This window comes from Neptuniibacter marinus, from assembly GCF_965223595.1.
In the GTDB taxonomy this organism is placed as follows: Bacteria; Pseudomonadota; Gammaproteobacteria; order Pseudomonadales; family Balneatricaceae; genus Neptuniibacter; species Neptuniibacter marinus.
Genome location: NZ_OZ245004.1, coordinates 541,108 through 556,579, shown reverse-complemented (window position 1 = coordinate 556,579; position 15,472 = coordinate 541,108). Strand labels below are relative to the sequence as shown.

At 44.7% G+C, this 15,472-nt stretch carries 13 protein-coding genes and 2 tRNA genes; all 15 read right to left on the bottom strand.

Going from position 1 to position 15,472, the window contains the following annotated elements:
• Positions 1–91 precede the first annotated feature (91 nt).
• The 15 genes from pnp to rlmE all read right to left on the bottom strand — a co-directional run bounded on the left by pnp (position 92) and on the right by rlmE (position 15,377).
• On the bottom strand, positions 92–2,197 hold the full coding sequence (gene pnp, locus ACOQOE_RS02620; protein WP_067868142.1) for a polyribonucleotide nucleotidyltransferase: 2,106 nt from the start codon (positions 2,195–2,197) through the stop codon (positions 92–94).
• Positions 2,198–2,392: 195 nt separating this feature from the next.
• Positions 2,393–2,662, bottom strand: a complete 270-nt coding sequence (gene rpsO / locus ACOQOE_RS02615; RefSeq protein WP_067868145.1) for a 30S ribosomal protein S15 — start codon at positions 2,660–2,662, stop codon at positions 2,393–2,395.
• A 140-nt stretch (positions 2,663–2,802) separates the two neighbouring features.
• Complete coding sequence (truB, locus tag ACOQOE_RS02610; protein ID WP_420554836.1) at positions 2,803–3,786, bottom strand: tRNA pseudouridine(55) synthase TruB; 984 nt, start codon at positions 3,784–3,786, stop codon at positions 2,803–2,805.
• Positions 3,787–3,789: 3 nt separating this feature from the next.
• A complete protein-coding gene (gene rbfA / locus ACOQOE_RS02605; RefSeq protein WP_067868151.1) occupies positions 3,790–4,191 on the bottom strand; it encodes a 30S ribosome-binding factor RbfA in 402 nt (133 codons plus the stop codon).
• 17 nt (positions 4,192–4,208) lie between these two features.
• Positions 4,209–6,773 carry a translation initiation factor IF-2 gene (infB, locus tag ACOQOE_RS02600; protein ID WP_420554835.1) on the bottom strand — a complete coding sequence of 855 codons (2,565 nt, stop codon included), beginning with the start codon at positions 6,771–6,773 and terminating at the stop codon, positions 4,209–4,211.
• A 27-nt stretch (positions 6,774–6,800) separates the two neighbouring features.
• Positions 6,801–8,291: a transcription termination factor NusA gene (nusA, locus tag ACOQOE_RS02595; RefSeq protein WP_067868157.1), complete on the bottom strand. Its 1,491-nt coding sequence runs from the start codon at positions 8,289–8,291 to the stop codon at positions 6,801–6,803.
• A 33-nt stretch (positions 8,292–8,324) separates the two neighbouring features.
• Positions 8,325–8,768 carry a ribosome maturation factor RimP gene (rimP, locus tag ACOQOE_RS02590; RefSeq protein WP_407937494.1) on the bottom strand — a complete coding sequence of 148 codons (444 nt, stop codon included), beginning with the start codon at positions 8,766–8,768 and terminating at the stop codon, positions 8,325–8,327.
• A gap of 201 nt (positions 8,769–8,969) precedes the next feature.
• Positions 8,970–9,046 (bottom strand) — tRNA-Met (locus ACOQOE_RS02585).
• 50 nt (positions 9,047–9,096) lie between these two features.
• Positions 9,097–9,183, bottom strand: a tRNA-Leu gene (locus ACOQOE_RS02580).
• Between the two features lie 19 nt (positions 9,184–9,202).
• Positions 9,203–9,583 (bottom strand): preprotein translocase subunit SecG, encoded by a 381-nt coding sequence (secG, locus tag ACOQOE_RS02575; protein WP_067868163.1) that lies wholly within the window; start codon positions 9,581–9,583, stop codon positions 9,203–9,205.
• Between the two features lie 15 nt (positions 9,584–9,598).
• Positions 9,599–10,348 carry a triose-phosphate isomerase gene (gene tpiA / locus ACOQOE_RS02570; RefSeq protein ID WP_067868165.1) on the bottom strand — a complete coding sequence of 250 codons (750 nt, stop codon included), beginning with the start codon at positions 10,346–10,348 and terminating at the stop codon, positions 9,599–9,601.
• 45 nt (positions 10,349–10,393) lie between these two features.
• On the bottom strand, positions 10,394–11,740 hold the full coding sequence (gene glmM, locus ACOQOE_RS02565) for a phosphoglucosamine mutase (RefSeq protein ID WP_067868168.1): 1,347 nt from the start codon (positions 11,738–11,740) through the stop codon (positions 10,394–10,396).
• Between the two features lie 10 nt (positions 11,741–11,750).
• Positions 11,751–12,608: a dihydropteroate synthase gene (folP, locus tag ACOQOE_RS02560; RefSeq protein ID WP_420554834.1), complete on the bottom strand. Its 858-nt coding sequence runs from the start codon at positions 12,606–12,608 to the stop codon at positions 11,751–11,753.
• An 89-nt stretch (positions 12,609–12,697) separates the two neighbouring features.
• A complete protein-coding gene (gene ftsH / locus ACOQOE_RS02555; protein WP_067868196.1) occupies positions 12,698–14,653 on the bottom strand; it encodes an ATP-dependent zinc metalloprotease FtsH in 1,956 nt (651 codons plus the stop codon).
• 103 nt (positions 14,654–14,756) lie between these two features.
• Positions 14,757–15,377 carry a 23S rRNA (uridine(2552)-2'-O)-methyltransferase RlmE gene (rlmE, locus tag ACOQOE_RS02550; RefSeq protein ID WP_067868171.1) on the bottom strand — a complete coding sequence of 207 codons (621 nt, stop codon included), beginning with the start codon at positions 15,375–15,377 and terminating at the stop codon, positions 14,757–14,759.
• Between the last annotated feature and the right edge of the window lie 95 nt (positions 15,378–15,472).

Sequence of the window (15,472 nt, the reverse complement as noted above, 5' to 3'; positions counted from 1 at the left end):
TTGTAAAAAAACAGCACAAAAAAACCGCCATTGTTACCAAAGGCGGTTTTTTAATCCATCTTAGCCGAAGCTAAGTGTTATGCAGCAATGCTTAGCTTACTTCATTGTCAGCAATTAGATCTTTCATAGATAGTTTAATACGGCCGCGCTGGTCTACGTCCAGAACTTTAACCTTAACCATCTGATCCATCTGGATGTAATCAGTTACTTTCTCAACACGTTTGTTATCGATCTGAGAAATATGAACTAGACCATCTTTGCCTGGTAAGATATTAACGAAAGCACCGAAGTCTTCAATACGAACAACTTTACCTTCGTAAACTTTGCCGATCTCAGCTTCTGCAGTGATCTCTAGGATCTTATCAGTAGCGGCTTTTGCTGCTGCTTTATCAGCGGCATAAACACGGACCGTACCGTCATCTTCGATATCAATAGATGCGCCAGTCTCTTCAGTCAGTGCACGGATAGTTGCACCACCTTTACCGATAACATCACGGATCTTCTCAGGGTTGATCTTAAGCTGAGTCAACGCTGGTGCATTATCTGGAAGCTCTGGACGAGCGTAACCGATAACTTTAGCCATCTCTTTAAGGATATGAACACGTGCTTCATATGCCTGTTCAAGCGCTATATCCATGATCTCTTCAGTGATACCTGTAATTTTGATATCCATCTGAAGTGCAGTAATACCGGTTTCAGTACCTGCCACTTTAAAGTCCATGTCACCTAAATGATCTTCATCACCTAGAATATCAGTTAGGACAGCAAAGCCGTTCTCTTCTTTAACAAGACCCATTGCGATACCCGCAACTGGTGCCTTAAGAGGAACACCCGCATCCATCATAGATAGAGATGCACCACATACCGATGCCATAGAGCTTGAACCGTTTGATTCAGTGATCTCAGATACGATACGGATTGTGTATGGGAACTCTTCTTGTGTTGGTAGAACCGCAGCAACACCACGACGGGCTAGACGACCATGACCGATTTCACGACGACCAGCACCCATCATACGACCACATTCACCTACAGAGTATGGAGGGAAATTGTAGTGCAACATGAACGGGTCTTTACGTTCGCCTTCGATAGCATCAATGATCTGCTGATCACGCGCAGTACCTAATGTACAAGTAGCGATCGCCTGCGTTTCACCACGTGTAAACAGTGCAGAACCGTGAGTACCTTGTAGCACATCCACTTGCACATCAATACCACGAACTGTTTTATTATCACGGCCATCGATACGTGGTTCACCACTTACGATACGACCACGTACAATCTCTTTCTCTAGTGAACTGACGATACCAGACACGTCGCTAGCAGAAGGCAGGCCTTCTTCTTCACCACAAAGCGCTTCCACTGCTTTAGCACGCAGTTCAGCCAATGCGTTTTGACGCTGTAATTTGTCAGCAACTTGGTAAGCTGCAGCAATACCTTCAGCGACTTCAGCACGAACTTTAGCAATAAGATCTTCATCTTTTGCTTTAGGCGTCCAAACCCAAGCTTCTTTACCTGCTTCTGCCGCTAACGCGTTCACTGCAGTAATAATAACTTGCATCTCTTGGTGCGCGAAAAGAACAGCACCTAGCATTTCATCTTCAGATAGTTCTTGTGCTTCAGACTCAACCATCAATACCGCATCAGCAGTACCAGCAACAACCATGTCTAGCTCAGACGTTGCTAACTGCTCGTAGCTTGGGTTAAGAATATAGCCATCCTGTTCAGTGAAACCTACACGTGCAGCACCGATTGGACCTTGGAATGGAATACCAGAGATCGCAAGCGCAGCGGATGTACCGATCATTGCAGCGATATCCGGATCATTCTTTTTATCCGCAGACATAACCGTACAAACAACCTGTACTTCGTTCATGTAGCCTTTCGGAAACAATGGACGAATTGGACGGTCGATTAGACGCGATGTCAGAGTCTCTTTCTCAGATGGGCGCGCTTCACGCTTAAAGAAGCCACCTGGGATACGACCAACAGAGTAATATTTCTCTTGGTAATGAACCGATAGCGGGAAGAAACCTTGACCTGGTTTTTCCTCTTTTGCACCAACAACCGTACAAAGTACTTCGTTACCGCCCATTTTGACCAGAACAGCACCTGTCGCCTGGCGCGCAACGCGACCAGTTTCGATAGTTACTTCCTGACCACCAAACTGAAATGTTTTAGTAGTTACTTGAAACACAATAATTTCCTTAAAATTGGATGAGGCCGCAACGAGTTAACATCCATACCTAAGTAGTGCCAGTACTTCAATAAACTCTTCATGTTCACAACAAAAATTTATTGAAGTACAGGCGGGATGAAATTGTTAACTATTTTACTGCCTCAGATAAAATCAGGGCCATACATTGTATGGCCCTGAGGAATTCACACTAACTTAGCGACGTAGACCAAGACGTTTGATCAAGTCTAGGTAACGATCTGCATCTTTACCTTTTAAGTAATCCAGCAATTTACGACGCTGGTTTACCATGCGGATTAGACCACGACGTGAGTGATGGTCATGTTTGTTCACTTTGAAGTGACCCTGTAAACCTTCGATATTAGCAGTTAGCAAAGCTACCTGAACTTCTGGGGAACCAGTATCGCCTTCAGCGCGAGCGAAATCTGCAACGATTGCCGCTTTATTTTCAGCAGTTAATGCCATTTTCATTCTCCTAAAAAAATATGCACACGACTATTATTAGTCGCTGGATTTGAAAGAAACGATGCACCGAGCATATTTTCAGTACAACGCCACATTATTTAGGCCTCTTTAGACACCTAAAAAATTCTATTTAATCAGTACTATTGATCGTTTGCAGTGCAGATAAGCCGCTTAGGCTTAAAGGCCCCTTCTTCATTCACTTCTGCAACACCTAAAAATCGTTCGGGAGTTGCGTCACTTACCGCTGCAAACAATCTAACCAAGCAGCCTACTTCATATTCCTGTGCGTCATTAAATGACACATTATGTCCATGAAGAACAAGTTTCGTCTGCGTTTGATCTAGCTGAACAGCTGGTAAATCAGCCACTGCTGCCCACGCTGGCAATAATAGCTTATCTAGCTCAAATTGTATGCCCTTTAGGGCCTCTTCATCTGCATTTTCCGGTACATTTTGACGCAGCTCATCCAATGTCATCATCTGGTCCGCTGTAAATGCGCCGACATCTTTTCGATGCAGCATTTTCACATGGGCTCCACAGCCTATAAGGTGGCCTAGATCTTCGACAATTGAACGGATGTAAGTCCCTTTTGAGCAGTAAACCTCAAGATCAATTTCATCACCGCGAAAAGCCGTCATTTTTATCTCGTGGATAATGACTTTTCGTGGTTTAACCTCTACCTTGATCCCTTGACGTGCCAGTTTATATAAAGGCTGACCTTGATGCTTTAGCGCAGAAAACATGGACGGCACTTGTTCAATCTCGCCGCTAAAATTCTCAACGAGAAACTGTTCAATCTGTGCTTCGGTTAGATTTTCTGGTACTGGCTTTTCTTCAACAACCACACCATCAGCGTCACTAGAGTCCGTTCTAACACCTAGCTTTGCGGTGGTTATGTAGCGTTTATCAGAATCTAACAGATGCTGTGAAAACTTTGTCGCTTCACCTAAGCAGATAGGCAACATGCCGGTTGCCAAAGGATCTAGAGCGCCTGTATGTCCGCCTTTAGCTGCACCATAAAGACGACGCACTTGTTGAAGAGCAAAATTAGAAGAGATACCTGGCGGTTTATTTAACAGAAATACACCATCGACCGCCCGGCCTCGGTTTCTACGACGACCCACGCATTACTCTCCGTCGGTGTCGTTATTTGAATTCTGATTTTCTTGGCGCACTGCGGCCTCAATCAGATGATGCAGGTGACGACCACGCTCGATAGTTTCATCGAAATGGAAACGCAACTGCGGCATCACTCGTAACTTAACTTGTTTAGCCAGCGCCCCTCTTAGGAAACCGGCTGCATTATTAAGCACTTTTAGTGAATCAACTATTGCTTCATCTTCATCTTTACCATTAAGCGGTAAAACAGTGATGTAAACATCAGCGTAGCCAAGATCTTTACTCACTTTGGCATAGCTTACTGTCACCATACCAAGACGAGGATCTTTAATTTCTAACTGGATAAGCTGGGCCAGCTCACGTTGGAGCTGGTCCGCAATCCTTGATGTACGACTATAATCGCGTGCCATAAAGGTTATCTATTACCTTAAAGTGTACGTTGAACTTCGACTGTGTCGAAGACCTCAATCTGGTCTCCTACTTTAACGTCGTTATAGTTCTTAACGCCGATACCACATTCCATACCCTGACGAACTTCGTTTACGTTATCTTTAAAGCGACGTAGAGATTCTAATTCGCCCTCATAGATAACCACGTTGTCACGCAGTACACGGATACGCTTGTTACGGAAAACTGTACCTTCAGTAACCATACAACCAGCCACAAGACCAATCTTAGGTGCTTTAAATACATCACGTACTTCAGCAATACCAACGATCTCTTCACGGTATTCAGGAGAAAGAAGACCACCCATCGCCTGCTTAACGTCATCGATAATATCGTAGATTACGCTGTAGTAACGAAGTTCGATGCCTTCACGTTCCATTACCTGACGAGCCTGCTGATCAGCACGGACGTTGAAACCAACCATCAATGCAGATGCTGTAACCGCAAGGTTAGCATCAGTCTCAGCAATACCACCAACACCGCCAGAAACAATATTCACTTTTACTTCATCGGTAGATAGATCTTCCAATGCGTGAGTTAGTGCTTCCAATGAACCACGTACGTCTGTTTTAAGGACAATATTGAAGGTTTTAACATCACCGGCTTGCATGTTAGCAAACAAGTTTTCTAGTTTAGATTTCTGCTGACGGGCCAATTTCACATCACGGTATTTACCTTGACGGAACAAAGCAATTTCTCGTGCTTTTTTCTCGCTACTAACAACAGTGAATTCATCACCGGCATTAGGCGTACCATCTAGGCCTTGAATCTCAACCGGGATAGCAGGACCTGCACCCTGAATAGGCTTACCATTTTCATCCAGCATCGCACGAATACGACCATAATGTAGACCGGCAAGAACGATATCACCTTTTTCCAAGGTTCCGTTTTGAATCAGTACAGTTGCAACAGGGCCACGGCCTTTATCAAGACGAGATTCAACAACTACACCTTGTGCTGGTGCCTTAGGCACTGCAGTTAGCTCAAGAATTTCAGATTGCAGCAATACTGCATCTAATAATTCATCAATGCCTTGGCCTGTTTTAGCCGATACACTTACAAACTGATTTTCACCACCCCACTCTTCAGGGATAACATCTAGTGCTGCAAGTTCATTTTTAACACGATCAGGATCAGCTTGCTCTTTATCAATCTTGTTGACCGCAACAACGAGAGGTACACCCGCAGCTTTAGCATGCTGTACCGCTTCTTCAGTCTGAGGCATTACACCATCATCAGCGGCAACAACAAGTATAACGATATCAGTTACAGAAGCACCGCGCGCACGCATCGCTGTAAAAGCAGCATGCCCAGGTGTATCCAAGAAAGTAACCATGCCATTATCTGTTTCTACGTGATAAGCACCAATGTGCTGCGTAATACCACCGGACTCACCGGAAGCTACGCGTGATGAACGTATATAGTCCAACAATGATGTTTTACCATGGTCAACATGACCCATAACAGTAACAACCGGTGCGCGACTTTCCTGCTCACCCTGCATTGCTTGAATACTTTCCATCAACGCTTCTTCAACCGCATTCTCTTGAAGTGCGATTGGCGTATGACCCATCTCTTCTACAACAAGCATGCCTGTTTCTTGATCAATCACTTGGTTAATAGTCGCCATAGCGCCCATACCAAACATAACCTTGATCACTTCTGCTGCTTTAACGTTCATTTTCTTCGCTAATTCTGCAACAGTAATACTTTCAGGAATAGTTACATCAATTACTTGCTGGGTTGTTGGCTCTTTAAAGCCATGTTCGTTTGGCTTATTAGAAAGAGGACGACCATTTTTGCCGCGATTACGGCTAATCTTGCCACCACGACGGTTATCATTACGATTATCACCGCGGTTATTTTTACCTTTACCTCGACGATTATTATCTTTTGACGCTGGCTCTTTTTTCTTAGCTTGTTCTTGCGCTTTAAAACGTGCTTCAGATTCCGCTTCAGCCTTACGGCGACGAGCTTCTTCTTCCTCTTCACGTTTCAAACGAGCCGCTTCTTCAGCTTCTTTCTGCTTGCGCTGAACATCAACTTCTTCTTGCTCTCGGCTCTGTTCTTGCTTAGCTTCACGTTCTTTAGCTGCTTCTGCTTCAGCCGCTTCGCGAGCAGCTTGCTCTTTCGCTTCCTGCTGCTTACGCTCTTCTTCTAAACGCAACTCTTCAGCTTTCTGAGCTTCTAATGCCGCTTCGTCAACTGTTTCAGTTGGTTCATCACCACCTTCAACTTCTGAACGTTTAACATAGGTACGCTTTTTACGCACTTCTACATTAACGGTTTTCTTCTTACCCGATGAACCTGACACTTTAAGCTGAGATGTAGTTTTACGCTTTAAAGTAATTTTCTTTGGTTCACCATCTGCTGCATCTTCACCGTGACTACGCTTAAGATGATTCAGCAATGTTTGGCGCTCTGATTCAGAGACTTCAGCGCCATCATTCTTACCAGATATACCTGCTTCCTTCATTTGCTCGAGCAAACGATCAACGGAAACACCAACCATTTCGGCGAGTTGTTTTACTGTTACTTCGGCCATTATCAAGGGGCTCCTCTTCCGTTAACCTTACTCTTCTTCTGCAAACCATGGAGCACGAGCAGTCATGATTAACGATGCGGCTCGTTCTTCGTCCAGGTCTTCTATATCTATCAAATCATCAATAGATTGTTCCGCCAAATCTTCCATCGTAATGATGCCTTGAGCAGCAAGAATGAAAGCCAAATGCTTATCCATCCCCTCCATCTCAAGGAGATCTGCAGCGGGTTCTGCTTTATCCAGTTGCTCTTCATTGGCTATCGCCAAGTTAAGCAGCGCGTCTTTAGCTCGTTTGCGCAGCTCATTGACGATATCTTCATCGAATCCATCAATTTCAAGCATCTCATCAACTGGAACATAAGCAACTTCTTCCAGTGTAGTGAACCCTTCGCCAACTAATACTTCTGCAACGTCTTCGTCCACATCAAGATGATCAACAAACTGACCGATAACTGAACCAACTTCAGTTTGATGCTTATTCTGTGCATCTTCTTCAGTCATCACGTTAAGTTCCCAGCCTGTCAGCTCGGAGGCTAAACGCACATTTTGTCCATTACGACCGATCGCCATTGCAAGATTTTCACTAGCAACCGCAACATCCATCGAGTGAGTTTCCTCATCTAAAACGATCGATGCAACTTCAGCCGGTGCCATTGCATTAATAACAAGCTGTGCTGGGTTGTCATCCCACAATACAATATCAACACGCTCACCGTTCAACTCATTTGATACAGCCTGTACACGAGAACCTCGCATACCTACACAAGCACCAACGGGGTCGATACGACCATCATTCGTTTTTACCGCGATTTTCGCGCGGGAACCTAAATCACGGGACGCAGCTCGAATCTCGATAACCTCTTCCGAAATTTCAGGTACTTCTATACGGAACAGCTCGATCAGCATTTCATTACAAGCACGGCTCATAATTAGCTGAGGTCCGCGACCTTCAGAACGAACTTCAAGCAGAACAGCACGAACACGATCGCCCATACGGAACGTTTCACGCTGAATCAATTGGTCACGAGGCAGCAACGCTTCAGCGTTGTTACCTAAGTCCACTATAATATTATCGCGTGTAACTTTTTTGACACTGCCCGAGATTAATTCACCTTGGCGATCACGATAGAGTTCAACCACTTTTGCTCTTTCAGCTTCACGTACTTTCTGTACGATAACTTGTTTAGCTGTCTGTGCCGCAATACGACCAAACTTAACCGATTCAACCTGTTCTTCGTGGATATCATCTGGCTGCAGCGCTGTATCAATCTCTTCAGCTTCCTGCATTGTTAACTCTGTACCTAGTGCAGGTACAACCTCGTTGGTTACCACTAACCAACGACGGAATGTTTCGTAATCGCCTGTTGCGCGATCAATTACTACGCGAATATCAGCTTCTTCGTCATAACGTTTTTTTGTCGCCGTTGCCAATGCAACTTCGATAGCTTCGAAAATAACTTCTTTCGGAACTTCTTTTTCGTTAGAAACTGCTTCTGCTACCAACAGAATCTCTTTATTCATGCCTCTGCCTCACCCAAGACCCCAATTCTATATTTAGAACTGAGGGATAATGTTTGCCCGATCGATATACTCAATCGGCAGCATATATTCTTCATCATCAACAACGACAAGTATGTCATCGCCTTCAATACCATTTAAAATACCTTTGAACTTACGACGCCCTTCATATGCTATGCGCAAGCGCAATTGGATATGAGAACCGGCATAGGCCGCAAATTGTTCTAAAGTAAATAACGGACGATCCACACCAGGAGACGATACCTCTAAGGTATAATTCCCTGCTATCGGATCTTCAACATCCATAATTCCACTGATCTGATGACTTACCTTTGCGCAATCATCTACGCTAATGCCATTTTCAGAATCAATGTACACCCTTAAGGTGCTGTGTTTTCCCTGTGAGAGAAACTCAATACCCCAGAGTTCAACCCCCAATGCAATTACTGACGGTTCAATTAACTCTTGCAACAGTTTCATTTTCGCTGACACGAATAACCCACCTGTACTAGCACTTAAACGCCTATTTCTTATATTTCAATAAGTTAGCTAAAGCATTTACAAATTTCACAAACAAAAAATGGGTCTAATGACCCATTCCCGACCTACAGTATAGATATTCATATACTGTAATTCACTGACGAAAAAGCCCCTAAAAAGGGGCCTTACGTTAAATAAGGTTGGTAGCGGGGGCTGGATTTGAACCAACGACCTTCGGGTTATGAGCCCGACGAGCTACCAAGCTGCTCCACCCCGCATCAAAACTGGTGCAAATTGTATATGTACCAGCGACCTTAATCAAGATTAATGGTGCCCAAGGCCGGACTTGAACCGGCACGGCCTGACGGCCACTACCCCCTCAAGATAGCGTGTCTACCAATTCCACCACTTGGGCATCAAACCTTTACTACCCTTTAGTCAGCTTTTGGAATATCTGACTCAACAGGCGCGACAACCTTTCCTTCCTCTTCCAAAGCAGGAAGCTGAGGCTCAACAGGTAACGCAGGGGCTTGACTCTCAACAGCAGTAGCTGCTGGGATTCCCGCGTCACCAATAGATTCTGCCTTCTCTTTAGCATAAACAGCTAAGATGAAGCTCGTTACAAAAATACCGGCAGCGACAATGCCTGTCATGCGGGACAGAAAGTTACCACTCCCTGTACTACCGAAAACAGTCTGGGAAGCACCTGCACCGAAAGAGGCACCTGCTTCAGCGCCTTTGCCCTGTTGCAGCAAAATCAGACCAATTACAGCCGCTGCTAACAACACATGAATAATCAGAACTACTGTTTCCATTGTTTAACCGTCTATTTATGCATCTGCCGCGTGGCAGATGGCAATAAAATCATTTGCTTTAAGAGAGGCTCCACCTACTAGCCCTCCATCAACGTCATCGTTTGCGAACAACTCTGCAGCATTTCTCGCATTGACACTACCACCGTATAGTATACGAGTAGCTAATGCAGTTTTTGCATCATACTCTGCGATCATTGCGCGAATTGCAGCATGTACATCTTGCGCTTGTTCAGATGTCGCGGTTTTACCTGTACCTATTGCCCATACAGGCTCATAGGCAATAACAGCATCCGCAAACTTATCAATTCCAGCAGCATCAATTACTGCCTTTAACTGACGTCCAACAACATCAAGTGTCTTACCTTGCTCTCGTTCTTCAAGAGTTTCACCTACACAAAGAATAGGTTTTAACCCTGCAGCCACTGTTGCGATAAACTTATCAGCAACCACTAAATCAGTTTCTGCATAAAGACTGCGACGTTCTGAATGTCCTAGGATTACATACTCACATCCTAAATCTCTCAACATCGGCAGTGAAATCTCGCCCGTGAATGCCCCGTCTGGGTTTTCGCTTACATTCTGTGCACCCACAGCAATGAACGAACCTGACATCGACTTCACTTGGGATAGGTATATCGCAGGCGGACACACTAGCACATCAACGGCTGAAGCTTGAATACCAGAAACTAACTCATTCATTAATTCATTAATGAAGTCAGTTCGACCATTCATCTTCCAATTTCCGGCAACTAAAGCTCTGCGCATTAATACCCCCTATTTCAAGAGGCGCAAATATTAACTGGCTTACACTTAAGTTTCAAGCTCCATCAAGGCTTTTTCAACATCGGTTGCAAGCTGCTGACAAAGATTAGCCACTTCATCGGCATCTTCGCCCTCAACCATAACTCGAACCAAAGGCTCCGTCCCAGAAGGCCGCAATAAAACACGCCCCCGTTTGCCGAGCTGTTTCTCTGTATTGACAACAGCCTGTTGAATACTGTCAATCTCATTAATATTCACTTTCTGAGCTACACGCACGTTAATCATCACTTGCGGCATTTTAGTCATACCATGACGCAGCTCAGCCAGAGTATTACCGGTTTCAACAATTGCTTTTAATACTTGTAGCGCAGCAACCGTTCCATCTCCAGTCGTTGTCAGGTGACGGCACACAATATGTCCAGAGCTTTCCCCACCTAAAATCCAGTCATTCAGGTACAACTGCTCCATGACATAACGATCGCCTACACTTGCTCTGATAAATGGAATATTCTCACGCGCGAACGCCTGCTCGAGCCCAAAATTACTCATCAATGTCCCGACAACGCCACCGGTGAATACACCTTCGCGACGCATCTGGGCAGCGATAATAAATAACAGTTCATCGCCATCAACCTCCTGCCCATTCTGATCCACCATGATGACGCGATCACCATCGCCATCCAATGCTATGCCTAAATCTGCTTTTTCAGCTAATACAACGGTACGCAAACGTTCCGTTTCTGTAGCACCGCAGTTTTCATTTATATTCAAGCCATCGGGAGAGGATGCGATCTCAATAACCTTTGCACCTAATTCAGTAAATACTGAAGGGGCCACATGATAAGTTGCGCCATTTGCACAGTCTAAAATGATTTTCAATCCTTTTAGCGAGATACCTCCCGCTGTAGCTTTACAAAATTCAATATAGCGTCCAGCGGCATCAACAATCCTTTTCGCTTTACCCAACTCAGACGAATCCACTGTCGTCATCGCTATATCCATTTGCGCTTCTATCGCTTGCTCAACATCATCGGGTAGCTTTGTCCCTTCAGAGGAGAAGAATTTAATGCCGTTATCATAAAAAGGATTATGAGACGCACTAATCACAATCCCCGCATCCGCACGAAAGGTTCTAGCTAAGTAAGCGACGGCCGGTGTCGGCATTGGGCCTGTTAGCAGCACATCCACACCCGCCGCAGACAAACCTGCCTCTAAAGCAGATTCAAACATATAACCGGAAATACGCGTATCTTTACCGATCAAAATTTTACTATAACCCTCTCGAGCAAAGACCTTACCTGCCGCCCAACCCAACTTCAGAACAAAGTCTGGCGTCACTGGAAACTGCCCAACCCTACCGCGAATACCGTCAGTCCCAAAATAGCGCTTTGTCATCTTCTTCCCTCTATTTAATAACCGCTTCAGCCATAACGGCGCGGGTCATTTTTACTGCATCCGCAGTTTCTTTAACATCATGCACTCGAACAATGGCGGCACCTTGCATCACCGACATAACTACAGTCGCCAAACCACCGGCCAAACGTTGATCTACTTCTCGATTTAACACTGCACCCAGCATTGATTTGCGCGAAGTACCGATCAACAAAGGCAACCCAAATGCATGCAATTGAGATATATTATTCATCAGCCTTAGATTATGCTCCACGGTTTTACCAAAACCAAAGCCTGGATCAAGAATAAGACGTTCTTTAGCTATACCTGAAGCTTCACAGGCCAAAACACGCTTGGCAAAGAAATCGCTGACATCATCCAAAACATCATCATACTCTGGACGATCCTGCATAGTTGCAGGACTTCCCAACATATGCATTAAGCAAACAGGCAGCCCTGTACTAGAGGCCGCCTCTAACGCACCCTCTCGACCTAAAGCACGAACATCGTTAAGCAGCCCTACACCTAATTTGGCCGCCTCTGTAATGAGCTCAGGAGCGCTAGTATCAATGGAGATAACCACATCAAACTCCTGAGCTATCTTCTCGATGACCGGTAATACACGCTCCTTTTCCTCCTGAAGCGATACAGGTACAGCACCAGGCCTTGTTGATTCACCACCAATATCTAAAATAGTGGCGCCATCACCAATCATTTTCTCAGCTTGAATTAGAATTTTATCTAACTGAGCTGAGCCGCCGTTATGTAACATACCACCATCGGAAAACGAATCAGGTGTGACATTAAGAATACCCATCACATGCGTGTATGATAAATCTAAGGTACGCGTGCCAAACTGAAATTCACGCATAGTATCTGCCTTATTCTGATTGTTTAACATATTAAAAAAGGCCAGCTTCGTTACAAAGCTAGCCTTTTATCTTTCAATCCACCTGATAATTAGTGGATATTTTTATCTGAAGAATCAGGCACATCTGGATCAACGCCCTCATCACCTTCATTCATATCCACTTCATCGTTGGACGTGTTAGTCGATTCATCGACCGATGCAGAAGGCGTATCATCTTCACTATCATCACCCCAACCTTCAGGCGAAGAAACAGGCTTACGTTCCATCAACTCATCGATCTGACTGCTATCAATAGTCTCATACTTCATAAGTGCAGCACACATAGACTCAAGAATATCTCGATTATCTACGAGGATAGTTTCAGCACGCTTGTAGCATTCATCGATAATTTTACGGGTTTCCATATCGATTTTACGTTGAGTTTCCTCAGCAAGCGGTTTAGCGCCTTGACCATAGCCACGGTTAAACGGATCAGATTCCTCCTCATCATATAGCAGAGGCCCCATCTCATCAGTTAAACCCCACTTCGCAACCATACTCCGAGCAAAAGAGGTCGCTCTCTGTATATCGTTAGATGCGCCTGTAGTCACACCATCTTTACCTAAAGTCATCTCTTCAGCGATTCGACCACCGTATAACGAACAGATGTTGGACAGAATCGACTGGCGGCTATGACTATAGCGATCTTCCAAAGGGAGAAACATGGTCACACCTAACGCGCGACCACGAGGAATAATGGAAACTTTATATACAGGGTCATGCTCAGGCATTAAACGACCAACAATCGCGTGCCCTGCTTCATGATACGCTGTATTCAAGCGTTCCTTCTCGGACATCACCATCGACTTACGCTCAGCGCCCATCATGATTTTGTCTTTTGCTTTTTCAAACTGTTCCATTCTAACGGTACGTTTACCACTTCGTGCGGCAAAAAGAGCAGCTTCGTTGACCAAATTAGCCAAATCAGCACCAGAGAAACCAGGCGTACCACGCGCAATCAACTCCGGCTTTACATCATCTCCTAAAGGCACTTTTCTCATATGCACTTTAAGAATTTTCTCTCTACCACGTATATCTGGAAGGCCAACATGTACCTGTCTATCAAAACGCCCTGGACGTAGTAATGCTGGATCCAACACATCAGGTCGGTTAGTTGCCGCGATAACAATAATGCCCTCATTACCTTCAAAGCCATCCATTTCAACCAACAACTGGTTTAATGTTTGCTCTCGCTCATCATTACCACCACCCATGCCGACACCACGATGACGGCCTACCGCATCGATCTCATCGATAAAGATAATACAAGGCGCGTTCTTTTTAGCTTGTTCAAACATATCACGAACACGGGATGCACCTACACCTACAAACATCTCAACAAAATCAGAACCTGAGATGGTAAAGAAAGGTACTTTCGCTTCACCGGCAATTGCTTTCGCCAATAACGTCTTACCTGTACCAGGACTACCCGACATCAATACGCCGCGAGGGATATGCCCACCAAGGCGCTGAAATTTACCAGGATCACGAAGAAAATCCACCAATTCTCGGACATCTTCTTTCGCTTCTTCAACACCCGCCACATCATCAAATGTAGTCTGAATCTGATCTTCCCCCATCATGCGTGCTTTGGATTTACCAAAGGACATTGGGCCGCCTTTGCCTCCTCCACCTTGCATCTGGCGCATGAAGAACATAAATACAGCGATAATGACTAATATAGGAAAAGAGGCAACTAGCAGTTGAGTCCAAATACTCTGCTGTTCAGGCTGCTTACCTTCAATAATTACATTATTCGCAAACAGGTCATCAACAAGTTTAGGATCCTGCAACGCAGGACGCGTTGTTTCAAAAGTCTCACCATTACGACGGTGGCCTTGGATTGTATAACCGTCAATAATGACTTTATCTACACTGCCATCTTTTACTTCTGAAACAAATTCAGAATAGCTAAGGCGTTTAGATTCTGCACTTTCATTAAAGTTATTAAATACTGTCAGCAATACCGCTGCGATCACTAGCCACAAAACCAGATTTTTCGCCATATCATTCAATGGAATACCCTCAATTTGCTGATTAAGCTTGGCGCTCTACTTGGAGACGCTAAACACTATACTATGCGGCCACACTTGACCACTAAAACACAGCCTACCCTTTAAAACCTTTACCTAACAAATACACTTCTCGTGACCGAGCACGAGAAGAATCAGGTTTACGGGTGACCACTTTATTAAAACTTGTACGCATATCTTGCAAATACTGATCAAAACCTTCGCCTTGAAATACTTTAGCGACAAAATTTCCGCCGGGCTTAAGTACCTCTCGCGCCATATCTAAGGCTAACTCCACCAAATACATAGCCGCAGGCTGATCAACTGCTGACATACCACTCATATTGGGGGCCATATCTGAAATTACAAGGTCTGCAGGTTCATCTCCTAGGGCAGAGAGTATCTGTCGCAAAACAGCTTCCTCTGTAAAATCACCCTGAACAAACTCAACCCCCGACATTCCATCCATAGGCAATATATCAGATGCAACCACTCGCCCCCGATCACCAACACGCTCTGCCGCCACTTGAGACCAACCACCTGGGGCTGCACCTAAATCCACGACAGTCATACCGGGTTTGAATAATTTGTCTTTTGTATCAAGCTCAATAAGCTTGAAACTCGCACGGGAGCGATAACCATGCTCTTTCGCTTGTTTCACATAGTGATCATCAAAATGCTCTTTTAGCCAACGTTCACTGCTTGCTGATTTCGCCACTAACCACTTGCTCTCTGATTTAAGCGTTGTACGCTACTAAGCTGCGAACAACTGTTGTAAAATTGTTATATTATCTTTTCTGAGCTCTAAGCTCA

Bases quoted from the DNA above. Each gene is read 5' to 3' on its own strand.
- rpsO (WP_067868145.1), bottom strand. From the start codon at position 2,662: ATGGCATTAACTGCTGAAAATAAAGCGGCAATCGTTGCAGATTTCGCT.
- rbfA (WP_067868151.1), bottom strand. From the start codon at position 4,191: ATGGCACGCGATTATAGTCGTACATCAAGGATTGCGGACCAGCTCCAA.
- infB (WP_420554835.1), bottom strand. From the start codon at position 6,773: ATGGCCGAAGTAACAGTAAAACAACTCGCCGAAATGGTTGGTGTTTCC.
- nusA (WP_067868157.1), bottom strand. From the start codon at position 8,291: ATGAATAAAGAGATTCTGTTGGTAGCAGAAGCAGTTTCTAACGAAAAA.
- rimP (WP_407937494.1), bottom strand. From the start codon at position 8,768: ATGAAACTGTTGCAAGAGTTAATTGAACCGTCAGTAATTGCATTGGGG.
- secG (WP_067868163.1), bottom strand. From the start codon at position 9,583: ATGGAAACAGTAGTTCTGATTATTCATGTGTTGTTAGCAGCGGCTGTA.
- tpiA (WP_067868165.1), bottom strand. From the start codon at position 10,348: ATGCGCAGAGCTTTAGTTGCCGGAAATTGGAAGATGAATGGTCGAACT.
- glmM (WP_067868168.1), bottom strand. From the start codon at position 11,740: ATGACAAAGCGCTATTTTGGGACTGACGGTATTCGCGGTAGGGTTGGG.
- folP (WP_420554834.1), bottom strand. From the start codon at position 12,608: ATGCGTGAATTTCAGTTTGGCACGCGTACCTTAGATTTATCATACACG.
- ftsH (WP_067868196.1), bottom strand. From the start codon at position 14,653: ATGGCGAAAAATCTGGTTTTGTGGCTAGTGATCGCAGCGGTATTGCTG.